19 protein-coding genes and 2 pseudogenes are annotated in these 18,565 nt (G+C 67.5%); 10 read left to right on the top strand and 11 right to left on the bottom strand.

The genetic code is table 11. From position 1 onward, the window contains the following. Positions 1-19 precede the first annotated feature (19 nt). Complete coding sequence (locus MPARV_RS0103260) at positions 20-1,378, bottom strand: anaerobic sulfatase maturase (protein ID WP_020377226.1); 1,359 nt, start codon at positions 1,376-1,378, stop codon at positions 20-22. Positions 1,379-1,548: 170 nt separating this feature from the next. On the opposite strand from MPARV_RS0103260, the gene MPARV_RS0103255 reads away from it, so the two are divergent. Beyond that, the gene (locus MPARV_RS0103255; protein ID WP_020377225.1) at positions 1,549-2,652 is read left to right on the top strand and encodes a baeRF11 domain-containing protein; all 1,104 of its coding nucleotides are present in this window, start codon (positions 1,549-1,551) and stop codon (positions 2,650-2,652) included. A 279-nt stretch (positions 2,653-2,931) separates the two neighbouring features. Next, entirely contained in the window at positions 2,932-4,416 is a 1,485-nt protein-coding gene (locus MPARV_RS0103250; RefSeq protein WP_020377224.1) for an FAD-dependent monooxygenase, read from the top strand. Positions 4,417-4,448: 32 nt separating this feature from the next. Here MPARV_RS0103250 and MPARV_RS25955 read toward each other — a convergent pair. Further along, positions 4,449-4,821: pseudogene (locus MPARV_RS25955) on the bottom strand (VOC family protein). A gap of 80 nt (positions 4,822-4,901) precedes the next feature. After that, positions 4,902-5,468 (bottom strand): TetR/AcrR family transcriptional regulator, encoded by a 567-nt coding sequence (locus tag MPARV_RS0103240; protein WP_020377221.1) that lies wholly within the window; start codon positions 5,466-5,468, stop codon positions 4,902-4,904. Positions 5,469-5,544: 76 nt separating this feature from the next. Between MPARV_RS0103240 and MPARV_RS0103235 the strand changes: the two genes are divergently transcribed. Then, positions 5,545-6,126 carry a dihydrofolate reductase family protein gene (locus MPARV_RS0103235; RefSeq protein WP_020377220.1) on the top strand — a complete coding sequence of 194 codons (582 nt, stop codon included), beginning with the start codon at positions 5,545-5,547 and terminating at the stop codon, positions 6,124-6,126. A gap of 21 nt (positions 6,127-6,147) precedes the next feature. Here the strand turns inward: MPARV_RS0103235 and MPARV_RS0103230 are convergent, their stop codons facing one another. From MPARV_RS0103230 to MPARV_RS0103220, 3 genes are all read right to left on the bottom strand, one after another. Then, a complete protein-coding gene (locus MPARV_RS0103230; RefSeq protein ID WP_157789433.1) occupies positions 6,148-6,846 on the bottom strand; it encodes a RodZ family helix-turn-helix domain-containing protein in 699 nt (232 codons plus the stop codon). 142 nt (positions 6,847-6,988) lie between these two features. After that, entirely contained in the window at positions 6,989-7,591 is a 603-nt protein-coding gene (locus MPARV_RS0103225; protein ID WP_020377219.1) for a DUF998 domain-containing protein, read from the bottom strand. Positions 7,592-7,634: 43 nt separating this feature from the next. Then, complete coding sequence (locus tag MPARV_RS0103220) at positions 7,635-8,165, bottom strand: hypothetical protein (RefSeq protein WP_020377218.1); 531 nt, start codon at positions 8,163-8,165, stop codon at positions 7,635-7,637. 292 nt (positions 8,166-8,457) lie between these two features. Here MPARV_RS0103220 and MPARV_RS0103215 point away from each other — a divergent pair, with 292 nt between their 5' ends. Then, positions 8,458-9,432: an ABC transporter ATP-binding protein gene (locus MPARV_RS0103215; protein WP_020377217.1), complete on the top strand. Its 975-nt coding sequence runs from the start codon at positions 8,458-8,460 to the stop codon at positions 9,430-9,432. After that, positions 9,429-10,175: an ABC transporter permease gene (locus tag MPARV_RS0103210; RefSeq protein ID WP_020377216.1), complete on the top strand. Its 747-nt coding sequence runs from the start codon at positions 9,429-9,431 to the stop codon at positions 10,173-10,175. The genes MPARV_RS0103215 and MPARV_RS0103210 overlap by 4 nt, the downstream gene beginning before the upstream one ends. Positions 10,176-10,202: 27 nt before the next feature. Here the strand turns inward: MPARV_RS0103210 and MPARV_RS20740 are convergent, their stop codons facing one another. Then, positions 10,203-11,120 carry a flavin monoamine oxidase family protein gene (locus MPARV_RS20740; RefSeq protein ID WP_051011874.1) on the bottom strand — a complete coding sequence of 306 codons (918 nt, stop codon included), beginning with the start codon at positions 11,118-11,120 and terminating at the stop codon, positions 10,203-10,205. Between the two features lie 10 nt (positions 11,121-11,130). Next, positions 11,131-11,337, bottom strand: a pseudogene (locus MPARV_RS25950) (NAD(P)-binding protein); the annotation flags it as partial. A 99-nt stretch (positions 11,338-11,436) separates the two neighbouring features. Between MPARV_RS25950 and MPARV_RS0103200 the strand changes: the two are divergent. Genes MPARV_RS0103200 through MPARV_RS0103190 form a run of 3 tightly spaced genes read left to right on the top strand, consistent with a single transcriptional unit; the run spans position 11,437 to position 13,665 of the window. Continuing rightward, positions 11,437-11,844, top strand: coding sequence for a YciI family protein (locus MPARV_RS0103200; protein WP_031277144.1), 408 nt, complete (start codon positions 11,437-11,439; stop codon positions 11,842-11,844). Further along, positions 11,793-13,007, top strand: coding sequence for an RNA polymerase sigma factor (locus MPARV_RS0103195; protein WP_081582050.1), 1,215 nt, complete (start codon positions 11,793-11,795; stop codon positions 13,005-13,007). The genes MPARV_RS0103200 and MPARV_RS0103195 overlap by 52 nt, the downstream gene beginning before the upstream one ends. A 49-nt stretch (positions 13,008-13,056) precedes the next feature. Beyond that, positions 13,057-13,665, top strand: coding sequence for a YdeI/OmpD-associated family protein (locus MPARV_RS0103190; RefSeq protein WP_031277143.1), 609 nt, complete (start codon positions 13,057-13,059; stop codon positions 13,663-13,665). Between the two features lie 72 nt (positions 13,666-13,737). On the opposite strand, the gene MPARV_RS0103185 is transcribed toward MPARV_RS0103190, so the two are convergent. Together MPARV_RS0103185 and MPARV_RS0103180 are read right to left on the bottom strand one after the other, a co-directional pair. Continuing rightward, positions 13,738-14,007 (bottom strand): hypothetical protein, encoded by a 270-nt coding sequence (locus MPARV_RS0103185; protein ID WP_020377212.1) that lies wholly within the window; start codon positions 14,005-14,007, stop codon positions 13,738-13,740. An 11-nt stretch (positions 14,008-14,018) separates the two neighbouring features. Next, the gene (locus MPARV_RS0103180) at positions 14,019-14,903 is read right to left on the bottom strand and encodes a hypothetical protein (protein ID WP_020377211.1); all 885 of its coding nucleotides are present in this window, start codon (positions 14,901-14,903) and stop codon (positions 14,019-14,021) included. Between the two features lie 80 nt (positions 14,904-14,983). On the opposite strand from MPARV_RS0103180, the gene MPARV_RS0103175 reads away from it, so the two are divergent. Together MPARV_RS0103175 and MPARV_RS0103170 are read left to right on the top strand one after the other, a co-directional pair. Further along, entirely contained in the window at positions 14,984-17,122 is a 2,139-nt protein-coding gene (locus MPARV_RS0103175; RefSeq protein ID WP_020377210.1) for a sensor histidine kinase, read from the top strand. After that, positions 17,122-17,823 carry a response regulator transcription factor gene (locus MPARV_RS0103170; protein WP_012225837.1) on the top strand — a complete coding sequence of 234 codons (702 nt, stop codon included), beginning with the start codon at positions 17,122-17,124 and terminating at the stop codon, positions 17,821-17,823. The genes MPARV_RS0103175 and MPARV_RS0103170 overlap by 1 nt, the downstream gene beginning before the upstream one ends. Before the next feature lie 501 nt (positions 17,824-18,324). Here MPARV_RS0103170 and MPARV_RS24500 read toward each other — a convergent pair. After that, positions 18,325-18,492: a TIR domain-containing protein gene (locus MPARV_RS24500; protein ID WP_012225839.1), complete on the bottom strand. Its 168-nt coding sequence runs from the start codon at positions 18,490-18,492 to the stop codon at positions 18,325-18,327. Positions 18,493-18,565: the final 73 nt, after the last annotated feature.

The raw sequence follows: 18,565 nt of genomic DNA, 5'->3' as shown, positions 1-18,565 counted from the left end.
TGTGACCGGCGGGTCGGGTTCAGAGTGCGACGGGTGACGCCGCCGGGGTGACAGGGCCGCCGTGGCACTTCTTGTACTTGGTTCCGCTTCCGCACGGGCACGGCTCATTGCGCTTTGCGTCCTTGTAGAGGGCGGCCTCGCGGGCGGCGAGTACGTCAGGCAGCTCGGAAGGGGCGCGATCCTCGCGCAGCAGGTCGCACATGATCCGCATCGACTCGTCGATGTGGTCGAAGAAGACCTTGTAGCCGCCACAGAGGTAGTTGAGCCCGTCCTCGCCTTCCGGTGTCTGCGTGAACCGGTTCTTGGGGCAGCCGCCGTGGCACGCAAACCGGACCTTGCAGGTCCGGCAGAACTCGGGCAGCCTGTCGAGCTTGTCCTGGCCAAACCTCATCTGACGATCTGACCGGACCAGCTCGCCCAGCGGCGTCTCGGTGATGTTGCCCAAGAGGTAGTCCGGTTCGACGAAATGGTCGCACGAGTACACGTCGCCGTTGTGCTCGAGGGCCACCGCCGACCCGCACGTCTCGGAGAAGACACAGACGCCGGCAGGCTCGCCGTACCAGTTGGCCAGTGCGGCATCGAAGTGCTGGACGTACATCTCGCCGATGTCCATGCGTGACCACTCGTCGAAGATGGTGGTGAGGAACCGCCCGAACGCCTCGGGCGCCACGCTTCGCTCGGTGACCAGGTCCCCCTGCTGAACGTACAGCGGGCGTTTCTCCTTGTTGGCACTGCTCCAGCCGAGGTTGGCCAGCGGCAGGAGGGTTTGGGTGGTCCGCTCGACGACGGGAATGAACTGCACAAACTTGACCCCCATCTCGTCACGGAAGAACCGGTAGACGTCGAGCGGGTGATCCTGGTTGGCGGCGTTGACCGTGCACAGAACGTTCACGTCGACATCGGCCGCCCGGAGATGCTCGTAGCCGGCCATGACCCGGTCGAACGAGCCCTCGCCGCGCTTGTCGACCCGATACGCGTCGTGAAGGGCCCTTGGCCCGTCGACCGACACGCCGACGAGCACGTTGTTCTCCTTGAAGAACCCCGCCCAGCTCTCGTCGATGAGGACACCGTTGGTCTGGATCGAGTAGCTGATCCGCTGGTGAGGCCGGCGCAACTGTTCGACCAGCTCCACGGATCGCTTGAAGAAGTCCAAACCCATCATGGTCGGCTCGCCCCCCTGCCAGGCGACGGTCACCTCGGGGGTCAGGTGAGATTCGAGGAGCTGGCGGAGGTAGGTCTCCAACAACTCATCGGCCATTCGGAACCGGTCTCCCGGATAGAGCATCTCCTTCGACAGGAAGAAGCAGTACTCACAATCCAGGTTGCAGATCGGGCCGGTCGGCTTGGCGAGAACGTGATAAGCGGGCGCGAATGTCACGTCTGCGAGTATGTCAGTTGGTTTGGGACGCTCCGTTCGACGTGAGCATCGGCACCTCCGGATGCTGCGGACTCCGACCTCGCAGCTGGGCGGCGAAGCTGGGCGCCGGTGACGAACCCAGTAGGTTGTTGCGACCCCATTCCCCAATCTGACAAAGGGATCGCACCCGCATGGCGCTGCATACCGACATTCCGACCCGGCCCGAACTCGAGCGGCTGTTGACGGCGACCGCCGATCATTGCGTCTCGATCTACCTGCCGACCCACCGGGTGACCCAGGAAACCCATCAGGACCGCCTGGTGTTGCGTGACCTCACCCGTCAGGCGGTCGAGCAACTCGAAGCCGCCGGCGCCGATGCCGATGCGGTGGCCGACATTGAGGCCAACCTGGTGCACCTCGCCGAGGGTGATGACGAGGGCGACGATCCTGCCGTTGAGGAGTTCTGGGCCAACCAGGCTGAGAGCCTGGCCATCTTTGCCAGTCCGGGCCGTTTCGAAACCCACCGGTTGCCCAACCATCTCACCGCCATGGTTGAGGTGTCGGACCGCTTCCACATCACCCCGCTGCTGCGGGCGGTGACGTTCCCCCACGCTGCGTGGATCCTGGCGTTGTCCCAGGGCGCAGTTCGGCTACTTGAGGTCGGCCCGTCGGGCGCCCCCGTGGAGGTCCGGGTCGAGGACCTGCCCAAGGATGCGTGGCAGTCGTCGGGCAACAAAGTCGTCCGGGCCCGTGAGGGCGCCTACGCCCGCAGGGTGGACACGGCGCTGCGCACCGTGCTGACCGGCTCCGACCTGCCGCTGATCCTGGCGGCTTCCCAGCCGATGGCCGCGCTCTACCGGTCGGTCAACACCTACCCCCACCTGGTGGCCGAGCGCGAGCACGGTAACCCCGAGACCAGCACCGACGCCGAGCTGGCCGACGCGGCCCGGACGATCCTCGACGAGGTCTATGCCAACCAGGTCGCCGAGTTGGCGGAGCGTTTCGGTGACCTCAGCGGACAAGGGCGCACTGCAACCGACGCGTCCGACCTGGCCCGCCTGTCCACGCTCGGTGCGGTCGACACGCTGCTGGTCGACATCGACGCCAGCGTCCCCGGCACCATTGACGACATTGGTGCGGTCACGTTGGCCGACGCCGAGGGCGCCGGCAACTACGGAGTGACCGACGAGATCGCCCGCCGGGTGCTGCTCGCCGGAGGCAGGGTGTTGGCCGTTCGTGCCGAGGACATCCCCCAAGGCGGCCCGCTGGCCGGCCTGTTGCGCTTCGTCGTCTGACGCCGTCGGGGCCTGGCCCCGCATCTGGATTGATCAACGTCCTGCGGTATCGCTCAGATACCGCAGGACGTTTGTTTTTATGAATCTGGCGTGGTTGCCCCCACCGTCCCTGAAGCTGACCGATCCCGCCATTCTCAATGTAGGGCGTGTCGGGGGGCTTGTAGCAAGTGCAGATTTCTGGTTTCGTCAACCTTGCCTTGAGCCCGATCCGGGCTCGCCGGCCGGCAGCACCGCCGGGCGATGGCAGTCAGCTCGGCCGGTAGAACAGGGGAGCGATTGATGGATCAACACGACGCGTCGGCGCAAGATCATGCGGTGGTTGTTGCAGGAGGTGGGCCGACCGGCTTGATGCTGGCGGGAGAACTGGCGATCGCGGGCGTCGACGTCGCCATCGTCGAACGGCGAGCGGACCAGAGCCTGGACGGCTCCCGCTCGGGCGGGCTGCACGCCCGCACGCTCGAGCTGCTCGACCAGCGCGGCATCGTCGATCGGTTCGTCGAGGCCGGGCAGACGCACCCGGCCCTCGGCTACTCCGGGCTCTGGCTGGATATCACCGATTTCCCGACCCGCCACCCCTACGTGCTGGCGTTGTGGCAGAAGGACTTCGAGCCGATCCTGGCCGGCTGGATCGACGAGCTCGGGGTGCCGTTCTACCGGCAGACCGACGTGGCCGGCTTCGTCCAGGACGACGACGGCGTCGAGACCGAACTGGCCGATGGCCGGGTGCTGCGCAGCCAGTTTCTGGTGGGATGCGACGGTGGCCGCAGCACGGTCCGGACTGCCGCCGGCATCGATTTTGTCGGGGTGGATGCAGCCACCAGCTGGATCATCGCCGAGGTGGTGATGGACGGCGAACCCGAGGTGGGGATGCGACACGACAGCCTTGGCACCCACGGCATCGGCCCGAGCGGTCACGACGGGTTGATGCGCGTGGTGCTGACCGAACGGGAGCTCGGCGACGGCCGCCCCGACCTCGACGACCTGCGCGCCGCCCTCGAAGTTGTCTACGGCAGCGACTTTGGCCTGCGCAGCGCCGACTGGATCTCCAGGTTCACCGACATGACCCGCCAGGCGACGACCTACCGCGACCGGCGGGTGCTGCTGGCCGGCGATGCCGCCCACGTCCACCCGCCGCAGGGCGGCCAGGGCCTCAACATCGGCGTTCAGGATGCGGTCAACCTGGGTTGGAAGCTCGCCCAGGTGGTCGACGGCGTCTCACCGGGCAGCCTGCTCGACACCTACACGGACGAACGCCACCCGGTCGGCGCCCGGGTGCTGCGCAACACGATGGTTCAGGCGGCGCTCGGCAAGCCCGACGATCGGCACCAGGCGCTGCGTGACGCGATGAGCGAACTGCTCGAGATGGACGAACCACGTCGCCACGTGGCCGCCATGCTCTCCGGTCTCGACGTCCACTACGACCTGAGCGCCGGCCACCCGCTGTTGGGACGGCGGATGCCCGACCTCGACCTCGACACCGCCCAAGGGCGGATCCGGGTGTTCGATCTGCTCCACGAGGCCCGGCCGGTCCTGTTGAACCTCGCCGGTTCGGGCGACGTCGACATCGGGCCGTGGGCCGACCGGGTCACCGTGGTCGCCGCCACGCACAGCGGTGCGTGGGAGCTGCCGGTCATCGGCGAGGTGCCGGCTCCCGCCGCAGTGCTGATCCGCCCCGACGGCTACGTCGCATGGACCGGCGACGTCGGCAAGGACGATCTGCCCGCAGCGCTGACCGCCTGGTTCGGCGCGTCCACAGACCGCTGACCCAGGCCACTGCTGCCCGCGCTCCGGCCGCGTCAGCCGGGGGAGTGACAGACCGCTTCGACGTTGTTGCCGTCCGGGTCGCGGACGAACGCCCCGTAGTAGTTGGGGTGGTACTCCGGCCACACCCGGGGGCGGGTGGAGCGCCTCGGCGCCCGATGCGACCGCCGCCTCGAAAAACGTGTCGACCGCTTGGCGGTCGGGTGCGGCGAAGGCGATGTGGCTCTCTCGGAAGCCGTCGCCGCTTGTCTGCGCCCCCAGCCAGAAGGTGGGCATCGGCGGAACGCCGTAGCCGATCACGCCGGGGAACTCCATGATCCGTTGGCCGCCGAGGGTGGCCAGAACCTGGTCGTAGAACTGGGCGCTGGCATCGACATCGGAGCATTGAATGGAGAGATGGTCGAGCATGGTTTCGATCATCGCACTTGAGCGACGCAACTGGAACTGTCTCGTGCGGTGCGCTTCTGGAAGGTGTGGATTCGCTTCGGCTACTTCAGTAGCCCATCGACGAGCCGATCGATGACCTGGTCGGTCGACGTCGACGGATCGATCGGCGCCGTCAGGCGATCGAGCATGAGTCCGTCGAGCGCATAGTGGAACAGCGCGAGCTGTTCTCGGCCGCCGGGCAGGCCCGCCCCATCGTTGAAGGCCACGTCGGCGGCAAACCCTGTGCTGACCCAGTTCTGCACCAGCTCGGCGATCCTGGGGTTTCGGCTCGCCTCGAGGCGCAGTTCGAACAGTGCGATGGTCACGTCGCGCTCGGCCGAGAGCCGGGCGACGATGTAGCGCATGTAGTCGGCGAACAGCTCCGTGGAGGGCGTCCGCTGCGACAGCCGGTCAACCTCGTCGGGGTCAGGCGCCAGGCGGACGCCAATCTGTTCGAAAACCTGAGCGATCAGCTCGTCCCGGTTGGCGAAGTAGTTGGATGCGGTGCCGACCGGGGTGCCGGCGTTGGCGTCGACCGCTCGGAACGTCAGCCCTCGGGTGCCCCGTTCGGCGAGGACAGCGATGGCGGCGTCGAGGAGCGCCTCGCGTCGTAGAGCGTTGGCAGCCATAGCCGCAACACTAGGCAAACCACGACGGATGCTGTAGTTTGTCAAACCGCTACACCCGTCGTGAACCAGGAGAACGATGCGACAACTCACCTATCAGGTCGCCGTCAGCCTCGACGGCTACATCGCCGCCGCCGGCGGATCGTTCGATGCGTTCGCTCAGACCGGCGACCACATCGATGCGCTGCTGGACGAGTGGCCCGAGACCATGCCCGGCCACGTGTTGGCAGCGCTCGGTGTCGAGGCGACAACCAATACGTTCGACACCGTAATCATGGGGTGGAACACATTCGCCGTAGGGCTGCCGCACGGCATCGACAGCCCCTACCCGCACCTGCGCCAGTACGTCCTCAGTCGAACGCGCCGCCTCGAGGATGTGGGCGTCGGCGTCGAGCTTGTGTCCGACGATCCGATTGCCCTGGTTCGCTCCTTAAAAGGAGAGCCCGGGGCGGGGATCTGGCTGTGTGGCGGGGGAGTGGTTGCGGCTGCGGTTCGCGACGAGATCGACCGCCTGGTATTGAAGATCAACCCGGTGATGCTCGGCGATGGCATCCCGTTGTTCCAACCCGGCCCTGCCCCGACCCGTTCGTTCCAGCTTGAGTCCAGCCGACGGTTTGACTCCGGGGTTCTGATGGCGGCCTACCGTGCGTCCGGGTGCTGACCGTGCTCGCCACCAGCGCGGTCACAGGCAGGCCAGGTACGCCGCCTCCGAATCGGCGGTGGTGATGCTGCCCGAGTCGACGTCGACCGTGTAGGAGGCGGTGAATGGGTCGGAGTCGTCCCACACGAAGCGGGCCTCAACCTTGTAGATGCTGTCGTTGCCGGTCGGGGAACCCTTGATGGTGTCGACAAACCCCAGCCCTCCGCAGTTCTCGATGGCGTCACCGACGAGTCCGGCGGCCACTTCGCTTCGGTCGGTCGGTGCCGCTTCGGGTTCAGTGGTCGGCGCTGACGTCGGGCTCGGGGCGGCTGTGGTCGTCTGCGAACCCTTGGTCGTCGGCGACTGCCTGGGGGTGGTGGTGGACGCTGGACCCTTGGTGGTCGGCGCCCGCGTCTCTTCGGTGTCGCCGGCGGCGGGCTGAGCTTCGGCGGGCGGCACCCCGGTGGTCGTCGAGAGGGATGTCTCGGTGGCACCTGGCTCGGCTACGACGTCCTCGGTGGAGACAGACCCGTCATCGCGGAGCAGGAGCAACGCTGCGATCCCCGCAATGATGAGAGCCACGGCGATTCCGCCGATGACCCACCACGCTCGGGGTGCTGCGCCGTCCACCTGGGGCTCGACCTGCATCGGGAGTTCGGTGCCACACGAGGCACAGAAGTGGGTTTGGTCTGCGGCGGGGGTCCCGCAGTTGGGGCAGATGGTGTTGGGGGTTTCGGCCATGATCACTCCAGAGCGGGGTCTCAAGGGTCGGTTTCCGATCATACCCCCAGGGGTATTCGAATCCCAATCGTGGCGGGGTGCTGCCACACGGTTTGCCGGTCAACACCGATGGGAGTGCGTCAACGAGCGGTCTCATGACGGCTCAGCCGACGAGCAGACCAACCGCCGTGGCCAACAGCCAGGCGAGCATCGCCGCATACCAACACCGCTCGACCAGGCCGAAGTAGGTGCGCAAGATGCAGGGAGCCAGCCAGGCGACCGCCAGCGCCACGGCGGTGATCGCCACCAAGGCTCCCAGCCATCCGAACCACGAGCCGGCAAAGACCCACGATGGACTGTCCGCGAGTCCGCCGCCGAGTCTGCTGGCTGCGATCGCGATGGACCCAAAAGCCGTGGCGGCGAGCAGATTGTGGATGATGCCGGTGCTGGTCCGTTCGGCCCCGGGCAGGTCGGTCGCGAACCCGGCGATCGCCAGGCGGCTGATTGCGAACACGAGCAGCCAGGTGCTGTCGTCGCCGTCGAGATCGGCCGATCGCAGCCCAAACCAGATGGCGACGGACGCGAGCCCGACGAGGATGACCTGAGCTCGGTACCACGCAGCGTGCGGGCCGGCGCCGTAGTCGCTGACCGGGTCATGCATCGGTGCCACGTCGGGCGCCACGCGATGGAGTTGGACCAGGCCGGCGACGGCTGCGGCAAGCGCTACCAGCGCGGCGATAGCCAAGACGGTTGCTGTCGTCCCCACGTCGTGCGACCCTACGCCAACGGCGACGAACGACCCTGCTGAACTACGGCAGGTAGATCTGGGTCATCGTCGTTGCGCAGGCACCGTTTGAGCGGACCGTCAGCTTGGTGAGGCCGCCATATGAATAGATGCTGGGGTTGTTCAACGTGCCCTTGACGTGCTTGAGGTAGTCGCCGACGGAGAGCTGCTTGATGATGTCGATGTCGGCAGCGCTTGGGGCAAAGGCCTTGGCTCCGCTGCACACCGGCACGCTTCGGGCCTTGGTCGAAGCGTTGCGGATGTAGAAGTCGAAGATGTCGGTTGGGTCCCGGCCGTCCTCGATGGCCGCAGCGCGTGCGCTGGGACCGACGTACAGACACTCCACGTCGAAGGAGAGCTTGCCCGTGGTCGACGAGCTCTTGACGGCGCCGTACCAGGTGCCGGCAGGGATGCCGGTCGTCAGGCCGCTGCAACCGGACCCCTCAGCCTTGGGCTTGACCGGGGCGGGAGAGCAACCGCAGCCGGCGGCCAACAGGGCCACGGTGACGACGAGCGTGGTTGCCCAGATTGCGTGACGGTGTTCGTGCATCTTCATGTGGTGTGTCCAGTCTCAAGCGCTGTTCGCCGAGCGGTCCGACACAACCTCGTGTGAATGATCTCCGAAATCTTGCGCCTCATGAAGGGCTGGAACAAGGGGAAATACCGCAGATGTAGTGGGCTTGCTTGAGAACAGGCAGTGACCGCCTGCGGATCCGAGCGAGGGCGGCGCCGAGGCGATCAGCTCAGCCGGTGGAACTGTCTGGCCGCTCCCCTAGGGTGACGCGTGGACGACGCATGCGCTTGACGCACGACGAGGGAACGCACCCGTTTCAGCGAGGCAACGACCTATGAGACCGGAATCGCACGCATCCGCTGCACCGACGGGACGGAACCCGGAGGACGCTTCGGCCGACGGTGACGTTGTTCTTCGGGTTGATCACCTCACGAAGCGCTACTGCGACCACACGGTGGTCGATGACCTCACCTTCGTGGCGTCGCCCGGCCGGGTGACCGGATTTCTTGGGCCGAACGGCTCCGGAAAGTCCACGGCCATGAAGGTGATGCTCGATCTTGCCGCCGCCGATCAAGGGACGTGCACGATCGGCGGTCGCCGCTACCGCGACCTGGTGAACCCCGCCCGGACCGTCGGGGCGCTGCTCGAGTCCAACGCCTTTCACCCGGGCCGAAGTGGCCGCAACCATCTGATGATTCTGGCCGATGCCACCGGTACCGCTTACTCGCGGGTGGACGAGATGCTCGAACAGGTCGGGCTCGCCCACGCAGCGAACCGACGAGCGGGTGCCTACTCCCTCGGCATGGGTCAGCGCCTCGGCCTTGCCGCTGCGCTTCTCGGTGAGCCGAAGGTGCTTATCCTCGACGAGCCGGGCAACGGGCTCGACCCCCAGGGCACCCGGACGCTGCGCGACCTGCTCCGTGCCCACGCCGCTGGTGGCGGAACGGTGCTGGTGTCGAGCCACCTGCTCGGGGAGGTCGAGCACCTGGTCGACGATGTCGTCGTCATCAACGAGGGCCGATTGGTCGCCCAGGGTGCCCTCGCAGATCTTCAGCAGCCGGCGTCGCTCGTCCGAGCCCGCGAGTCGGATCGTCTGGCCGCAGTGCTCGAGGGCGAGGGCGCCACCACGTCGGCCCACGCAGCCAACACGCTGGTCGTTCGCGGCATGCCGATCGACGAGATCGGCGACCGGGCCTTCACCAACGGCATCGCGCTGAACGAGCTGTCTCCACACGGAGCATCGCTCGAAGAGCTGTTTCTGGGTTGGACCTCCGACCTGGCCACCGCCGAGGAGGGCCTCACGCCATGACCATGAGACGACTGGTTCGGTCGGAGTTTCGCAAGCTCACCAGTACCAAGATGCCGTTGGCGTTCCTTGGGGTGCTGCTCGCCTTTGCGGTCATCAACGCGGTCATCGTCGTTGCCGGTACCGACATGGACGGTTCCAAAACCTTCATCTCGACCGCTGCCGACCAGCAATCGCTGGTTGCGTTCGCCGCCAACGGCTTCATTCTCGCCGCACTGTTCGGTGCGATCGCCGTCGCCCGCGAATACGGGCATCACACCGTCATTCCGATGTTTCTCGCCTCGCCCCGACGGCACCGGGCGGTCGGGGCGCAACTCGGCGCGGTCGCAGTCGGCGGGGCCGTTCTGAGCGTCGTCGGTACGGCACTGACGATTGCCGCGGTTGCGTTGGCGTTGCCCACCACCGACTACGGCTTTCTCGTGTCGGCCGGGAACGTGCTGCGACTGCTCGGCGCTGCCGCGTTCGCCGGAGCGGCCGGTGCGGTATTTGGCGCCGGGTTTGGTTCGATCGTGCGCTCCGTCGGCGGGGCCGTCACCGGCACCACCATCGCGCTCATCATCGCCCCACCGCTGATCGTGCAGATGGCCAACGACACCGCATCCTGGATGCCCAACATCCTCGCAAACGTGCTCGCCGGCGCCGGAACCGACGTCAGCACACCGGCCGCTCTGGCAGCGCTCGCCGCTTGGGCGCTCGTCCCGGCTGCGATCGGGCTTTGGGCCGTCGAGCGGCGCGACGTCGTCTGACCTCACACGTCGAGAGCGCACGCTCGCTCAGGGAGCGAGAAGGGCCCCGAGGGTTCGCTCGGCGGCGGCGAGGGCCCCCTCGATGTGACCCGGCGCGGTGGTGGCGGTCTCGGTCGACGCCCAGTGGAGCCGACCCGCCCAGCTCGGCGTGGTGAGGTGCGGCGATCCGTACAGGTCATACCGGCTGGTGAGTCCGAGGCGGGTCGGCGCAGTGAACGGTTGCCGGCCCCAGTCGACGACGAGCACCTGTGCCGGTTCTGCGGCCTTCGGCCCGAACAGGGCGGTCAGCTGTTCGACGAACGCCTCGGCTGGATCCGCGAGCGGCGCCTGGCCGAACCCGAAAAGCATGGCGGGTGTGCCGTCCGGGCCGCTCATGTCGTGAACCTCACCGAACGGCTGGCCGGGACCGAAGGCCGTTCCGGACAGCCCGAGCTGGCGCCAGAACGGCACGGGATAGATGGCCACCGCCTTGGTGACGCCGCCCATCCACACCGGTATCGACGACGCTGCTTCGGCGACCGACGGCTCGAGATCGCCCGGGTCGATGATCCCGGTGTCCAGTGCGAGCGACGGCGGAACGGCGGCGATGACCGCTCCGGCGGTAGATGAGCCCTGCGACGTGTAGATGGTGACGCGATCGTCGGCTCGCTCGACCCGCGTGACCGGGCAGTCGACCGTCACCGTGCCGGAGGGCAGTCGGCCCGCCAGTCCGTCGACGAGCGAGATGGCGCCGTTGGTGAACCGGTAGGACGGCGGCATCACCGGACGATCGATGCGTCGAACAACCCCGTCGGCGGCGACGAGCGCGCCGCCGGTGGTCCACTGATCGTGAACCGGGAGACCGAACTCGTCGACCAGTCGAGCGACCCGTTGCTCGCCGGGCCAAAACCAGGTGGGGCAGGTCGGCGTGCCCGCCGGGTACCTCGACGGACCGAATCCGGCCACCGGGGATGGGCCCGGCCTCGAACACCCGGACGGACCGGCCTGCCCGGGTCAGTCCGTCGGCGACGGCCAGGCCGCTGATGCCCGCACCGACGACAACGAAGTCAACGTCGCTCACCGGGCTGGCATCATCGGGCGGGGCCCATCGGGCAGGGCGCAGGGTCGACCATTGGGCAACACTGTCACCCCTCCAGCCGAAGTCGTTAGGTAGAACGGGCATCGGTGCATTTTGTTGACGCACGATGTCGAGAACCCGACGGCGGCTCCGTCATCAAGATGAGTGCGACCACCCCGGTCGCTCAACACCAAGGAGAACGACATGGCCAAGTACCTGCTGCTCAAGCACTACCGGGGAGCTCCGGCACCGATCAACAACGTTTCGATGGACCGGTGGTCGCCGGAGGAGGTCGATGCTCACGTTCAGTTCATGCACGACCTCAACTCGCGGTTGGAGACGACCGGCGAGTTCGTTGACGGCCAGGGCCTGTCGCCCGACGGGATGTGGGTTCGCTCCGATGGGGCGGGCAAGCCGCCCGTCACCGACGGGCCGTTCGCCGAGTCCAAGGACCTGATCGCCGGATGGTTGGTGATCGACGTCGAGAGCGAGGAGCGTGCCATCGAGATCGCCGGCGAGCTCTCCGCTGCGCCTGGTGCGGGCGGCGAGCCGATCCACGAATGGCTCGAGCTGCGAAAGTTCATGTCGGCCCCCTCGTCAGCGGACGTCTGACCAAGGCGGTGGGTGTCGACGCATCGCTGCTGCGCTCGTCAGTACCCAAGGTGCTCGCCGTCCTCGTCCGTCGCGGAGCCGACTTTGCGACGGCCGAGGACGCCGTGCAGGAGGCGCTGATCAAGGCGCTCGGTGCATGGGAGCGGACCGTGCCCGACGACCCCACGGCCTGGCTGACCACCGTTGCGTGGCGGTCGTACCTCGACCTGATGCGGTCGCAGTCGGCCCGCAGCGACCGGGAACGGCGCGTGGCCACCGAACCCCGGCCGGGCGACGCTTCGGGTGCCGACGACACGCTGGCGCTCTACTTCCTGTGCGCCCACCCGACGCTGTCGCCGTCATCGGCGGTTGCGTTGACGCTTCGTGCGGTCGGGGGGCTGACCACCCGACAGATTGCCGAGGCATACCTGGTGCCGGAGGCGACGATGGCTCAACGCATCAGCCGGGCCAAGGCCAAGGTGTCCGGCGTCAGCCTCGACCAGCCCGGCGACCTCGTCGCCGTGATGCACGTGTTGTATCTGATGTTCAACGAGGGCTACTCCGGCGACGTCGACCTGGCGGCCGAGGCCATTGCGCTGGCGCTGCGGCTGGCCCGTGTCGTCGACGACCCCGAGGTGGCCGGGCTGGCGTCCCTGATGCTGTTACACCACGCCCGACGACCGGCCCGAACCCGCACCGACGGCAGCCTGGTGCCGCTGGCCGAACAGGACCGCTGCCTGTGGGACGTCGGGTCGATCGCCGAGGGCGTGACGCTGTTGCAGCGGGCGCTCGCCGAGGACCGGCTTGGGCCGTACCAGGCCCAGGCTGCAATCGCGGCGCTGCACGCCGACGCACGCAGCGTGAAGGAGACCGACTGGATCCAGATCGTCGAGTGGTACGACGAGCTGCTCGCGCTCACCGACACACCCGTCGTGAGGCTCAACCGGGCGGTGGCGGTGTGCGAGGCCGATGGAGCACCTTCGGGGCTGGCGGCACTGGGAGAGGTCGACGAGGGCGTGCCCCGACGCAGCGCGGTGGCGGCCTATTTGCACGAACGCAACGGTGCCTTCCAGACGGCTGCGCAGTTGTACGCGGAAGCGGCGCTCCAGGCGCCCAGCCTGCCGGAACGTCAGCACCTGACCAGGCAGGCCGCCCGGATCAATCAGCTCCTGCGCGACCGGTGAGTACCTCGGACACGGCCCGGTGGTGACGACTGGGCCGTAGCCTGTGGTGATGGCAACCGTGTCGCCGTCGTCATCGAGCCATCCGGCCGTGTGGAAGTTCGAGTATCCGATGTACCACGCCGAATCGCGGGGCCAGGTGCGCGCTTGGTTGGAGCGGCACCACGACACAGCGAGGGGCGTTTGGCTGTGCTCGTGGCGCACGCCGACCGGGAGGCCCAGGTGCCCGTACCCCGAGCTCGTCGAGGAGGCGATCTGTTTCGGCTGGATCGACTCGACGGCCGGCACGCTGGACGAGGAGCGCGGGTTGCAGATGCTCACCCCACGAAAGCCGAAGAGCTCCTGGACCCGGCTGAACCGTCGGCGGGTGGCGGAGATGGAGGCGGCCGGGCTGATGACCGAGGCCGGTCGCCGGGCGGTTCGGGTGGCTCGGGACAACGGCTGGTGGTCGATCTACGACCAGGTGGAGGATCTGATCGAGCCGGACCAGTTGCGTGAGGCGCTCGATGCCAATCCGTCCGCCCGGCTCGCGTGGGACGGATTTCCCCCCAGCGCCCGCAAGATGATGCTGTGGTCGGTGGTCAGCGCCGCTCAGGACTCGACGCGCCGGCGACGGATCGCAACGATCGTCGCCAAGGCCGAACTGGGCCGGCGCGTCTGAGCCTCTGGCGACGCCGACGTCTGCAACTCCCGTTCACCGTGCGCCTGATTCGGTCCTGAGCGACCCGCCGTGTCACCGTCGAGTTGCGACCGGATGTTGCGTCGCCGCACGGCGGTTGGTCGAGGCGTGGTGCCCCCACACGACCAGGCCCGCCGCCACCGCATAGGTGACCGCCTGGATCACCCAGTAGATGGCGTCGATGCGGTCGTCGTGTCCGACGGCGATCGTCTGGGCGGCGAGCAACGCCGTCAAGAGGACCCCCATCGCCACGAGGGCGACGCGCTGGTTACGGATGAAGTATCCGGCCGGAAAGCCGAGCAGCAGTGCTGCGAGTTGAACCATGACGTGTCCTTTCAGTTGACGGGGAACTCGGTGGCCATGCCCATGGCCAGATGGAGCACTCCGTCGCTGCCGGGCAGGGCGCAATACACGAGGTAGTTGCCCGGGGCTTGCTTCGGGCCGAGGTCGACCCACCCCTGATGTCCTGGGCTGATCGCCCCGAACCCGCCCACGGTCTCGATCGGCGGCGGGCCATTGAAGTCCTTGGCCCAGGCGACCGCGTCGGCGCTGGTCTTGTTCGGAGCGAGCCTGCCGACCCCCGCCTCGTGGGGCAGGGACGGGTCGTCGTTGACCACCTTCCACACCCCGCTGCCGTCGAACCCCTTGGGCAGCGTGATCTTCATGCCCGGTCCGAGCTTGATCGTTCCCTTGGCGGTCGGCTCGGCGGCTCCCCGAGTTCGGGCACCCACCGTGGTCTCTCCGATGAGCATGTTCTGTTGTTCGTCGAAGTCGATCACGGTGTAGTTGCCGGGGTCGAGGTCGAAGGTAAGAGCCTGCGAGGCTCCGGCGTTCACCTGGGCGTTGCCGCCCTCGTAGGTGACCAGGGATTCGAACTCGGCGTCGCTGGCCTGCTCCAGTTGCTTGGCACTGACCCCGTCGTCCCGGCGGAAGAAGGCCAGGTGGTGGCTGCGCTTGGTGCTCGGCGAGGCGTCGAGTTGCACGTCGACCAGGCCGCCCGGCATCTGAGCGGGCATGTCGACCGCCGTGTCGCTCAGCTTGATCTCGCTCTTCGGCCTGGCGACGGTCGCTTCGGCCTGTGCTTGCGGCGCGCTGTCCTGGTCGCCGCATGCTGCGACGCCGGTGAGCAGCAGCACACCGGTGAGGGCTGTGCCGAACCGCGAGGCGCCACGGATCTTGGATGGTTGTTGCTGACTGCGTTGCTTGAGGTGATTGGTCATGGTCCGAGTGGACCTCGGAGGGGATCACGCCGTCATCGGTGACAGACGCCGATCATCCGTGAGATCTGCACGGTCGGGTCGTGACCCTTTCCCGTGACACCGGACACGCTCCGTGCGACGATGACGACATGACCATCGACGGCCAGCCGGCCGTACAAGCTGCGCTGTCTCACGGAGCGGCTCCGCTGCGTGGGGGAGAGGCTCCGCTGCGCAGATCGCTTGCGTCGTTGCCGGTGCCGTGGGTCCTGACCCTTGCGGTCACGTCCGTGTGCGCATTGGCCACCATCCCGCTGGTGCTCGTGAGCGTCCGACAGGGGACGGAGCAGTTCGTGGGCGAATGGATCTTCGTCACGTTCACCCCCGGCTTCGCCGTGGCCGGTTGGTGGCTGCTGAGCCGCCGACCCGGCATGTGGATTGGCCGGCTGTACCTGGTCGCGGGCCTGACGACGGCGGTCACCGGGCTGGCCGCCGGGATCGCCGGCGTGGCCTACCCGGACCACGGGGCGCTGGTGGCCTGGTCGATGTGGGTGGTGTCGTGGCTGTGGCTGGTGCACGACTCCGTGATCACCGTCGTGGTCGTGCTGTTTCCCCGTCGGGTGCCCCGCGGCCGGCTGGATCGGCTGCTGATCGGGATCGTCGCGGTCTCGACGGGCGTCTCGATGCTGGCTGCGGCGTTGCGGCCGGGGCTGATCGTGACCACGCCGGACAACCCCGGGGGTGCCCCGGTGAGCACGCCGAACCCGGTGGGCATTCCGGGGCTCAAGGGCATCGTCAACTCGATCGGAGGCTCGTATCTGGTCCTGGGATTGGCGCTGAACGTGGTGATTCTCGGCTTGATCGCCACCCGTTGGTGGAGGGCCTCAGGCATCGAACGGCGTCAGTACCGCTGGGTGTTTCTTCTGTCGGTCGGCAGCTCGCTGGTGTTACCACTCGTGGTCGTGTTCCCGGTGTGGATCGGCCCGTTCGTAGCTGTTACCACGACCTTCGCGTTTCAGATGCTGGTGGTGGTGGCCATCCTGAAATGGGACGTCTACGAGGCAGGGGTGGTGCTGCGGCGATCGGCGTTGGCCGCAGCCCTGTTGGCCGTCGCACTGGGGGTGTACGGCGCGGTGGTGGTGGTCACGGCCGTGGCCGTCGGTGGGTTCGGACCGCTGCCGGCGACGGTGGGGGCGATGGTGGCCGTCTTTGCCTTCGGACCGCTGTCGCTGGTGGTCCGGCGCCGGGTCAACCGACTCTTCTACGGGCAGCGGGACGACCCGTACTCGGTGTTGGCATCGGTCGGCCGCGGACAGGCGGAGGCGTCGGACGCCGATGATGCCCTCGACCGTCTGCTCGCATCGATCTGCGCCGAGCTTCGGCTGCCGGGCGCCGCAGTGAGGGCCGCTGACGGCGATGTGCTCGCTCTGGTCGGTGACGCCGACCTGCCCGCCGCCGACCGGCTCGAGCTCCGTCACCTCGGGGAGCGGGTCGGCACACTGCAGATTGCGGCGCGGCGGGGGACCGACGGCCTGACCGAGGCCGACCGTCCGCTGCTCAACTCGCTGGCCGACGCCATCGCCGCCGTCGTGGCGGCGCGCCGGGCGGCGGATCACCTCCAGGTGGCCCGGGACCGCCTGCTGATCGCTCAAGACGAGGAGCGTTCCCGGTACCAGCGAGATCTTCACGACGGGCTGGGGCCGCGGCTGACCTCGGTGGTGTTCAAGCTGGACGCGATCTCCAATCACCTGAACGCTGGTCGACCCGACACGGCCCGGGTGCTGGCGGACGACGCCCGGGCTGAGCTGCGGGACGGGGTGGACGAGATCCGCACCTACATCAACCAGTTGGGCGATCAGGTGGTGGCCGCATCCGGGCTGCGAGACGCGCTGCTGGAACGCATCGCCAGCCTGACCAGCGCTCGGCCGGTGGACATGCGGGTGACGATCGGTGACCTCGGGGCGTTGTCCGCCGCGATCGAATCGGCCGTTCTGGCCGTCGCCTGCGAGGCGGTGACCAACGTGCTGCGACACACCGCAGCTCGGACCTGTTGCGTCGAGTTGCGACGCGACCGTGACCTGTTGCTCACCATCAGCGACGATGGGGGCGGCCTGGGTAGTGGCTTCACCCCCGGTGTGGGCGTCGGCTCGATGCGGCACCGCATCGAGCGCCTCGGCGGCCGGTTCGACATCGCCAGCGGTGACGGCGGGGCGACCGTCTCGTGCCTGGTGCCGGTGAGCTGATGGGTGAGCCCGCCACGATCCGGGTGGTGGTCGCCGACGACCACGCGTTGATCCGGACGGGCATCGCCACGCTGCTCGACTCCCTGGACGACCTCGAGCTGGTGGGCGACGCCGCCGACGGCGAAGCGTTGCTGGCCGTCGTCGAGGCCACCCGGCCGGATGTGGTGGTGATGGACGTCAACATGGCGGGCATGGATGGGATCACCGCAACCCGGCTGGTGCTGGAACGGCATCCCGAGGTGGTGGTGCTGGTGCTGTCGATGGTCGAGGACGACGCCAGCCTGGCCGCGGCGATCGAAGCCAAGGCGTCGGGGTACATCCTCAAGGCCTCGACCACCGACCAGCTGCCGCACGCCATCCGCACGGTCGCCGCGGGAGGCGCCGTCTTCGATTCCCGGATGGTCGAACGGCTGGTCCACCAACATCCGGCTCCGGTGGCGGAGCGGCCTTTCCCGATGCTGACCGACCGCGAGCTTGAGGTGCTCGGCCATCTTGCGAGGGGCGAAGCCAACCAGACGATCGCCAGGTCGCTGGTGATCAGCCCCCGAACCGTGGCCAACCACGTCTCCAACATCCTGATGAAGCTGCCGGCGCTCGATCGGACCGACGCCGTGATCAAGGCGCGTGCGGCCGGCCTCGACCGGGTGCTCGATCAGGAGCTTCCCCGCTATGGCGCCGCCTTCAGACGCCTGGGCGAATAGGCATTGGTGGGACGCCGGAGGAGCATGCAACTGCCTTTGCACTCGGCTTGCGGTGTCTGAGGCTCGAAGGTCTGCCGGGGTATCGACCACGCACCGGGACAGATTGAGAGGTCCCTCGCCCTTTCGGCCTCATCCATGGGCACGCGCTCGAGGACGTGTTAATCAGGACAACACTCACATGGTCCGGCAGGTACGCCGTCGGTGAGATGAGTCCCGTCGAATGCTCAATGTCCGCGATGATCCGCTGCATGCTCGCCGCAAACAGGTCTTCGTACACTTCCATCCACTGGACAGCCGGCAGCCTGGCCCTCAGTTCCTCGGGTAAGTCCGCCAGGTCTGGCATGGCCGCCGAGTGGACACGAACCGGGTTAACGGGAATCCCCCGGTCGAGTGCCATGGTGAGCTCTCTCAGGTGGTAGTCGATTTCGGGACGTGCGGTCCGTTCCTGGATGCACCGCAACCACCTCGGGCCGACGATAAGAATCACCGACTGCGACTGGATCAGCGCCGAGTCGATGGCGCATCCTCCCAACGCTGACCGGCACGGATCGAGTTGACGTCGAAGAACACGTTGTCGTCGCCGAAGTGGTGAGCCAGCGAGTCACGCACCCGGCCTGCCCAGCCGGGGTCGTCGTCCTTGCGGTAACTGACGAATACTCCTGCTCCCACGGGTGCTCCTTCTAATAATGCTCGGCCGACCAACTCTGCGCTGTCCGCACACCGTGGGAGTAAATTGAACCCC

The organism is Candidatus Microthrix parvicella Bio17-1 (assembly GCF_000299415.1).
Classification (GTDB): domain Bacteria; phylum Actinomycetota; class Acidimicrobiia; order Acidimicrobiales; family Microtrichaceae; genus Microthrix; species Microthrix parvicella.
The sequence above is the reverse complement of the archived record's forward strand: the minus strand, read 5'-3'. Positions and strand labels throughout refer to the sequence as shown.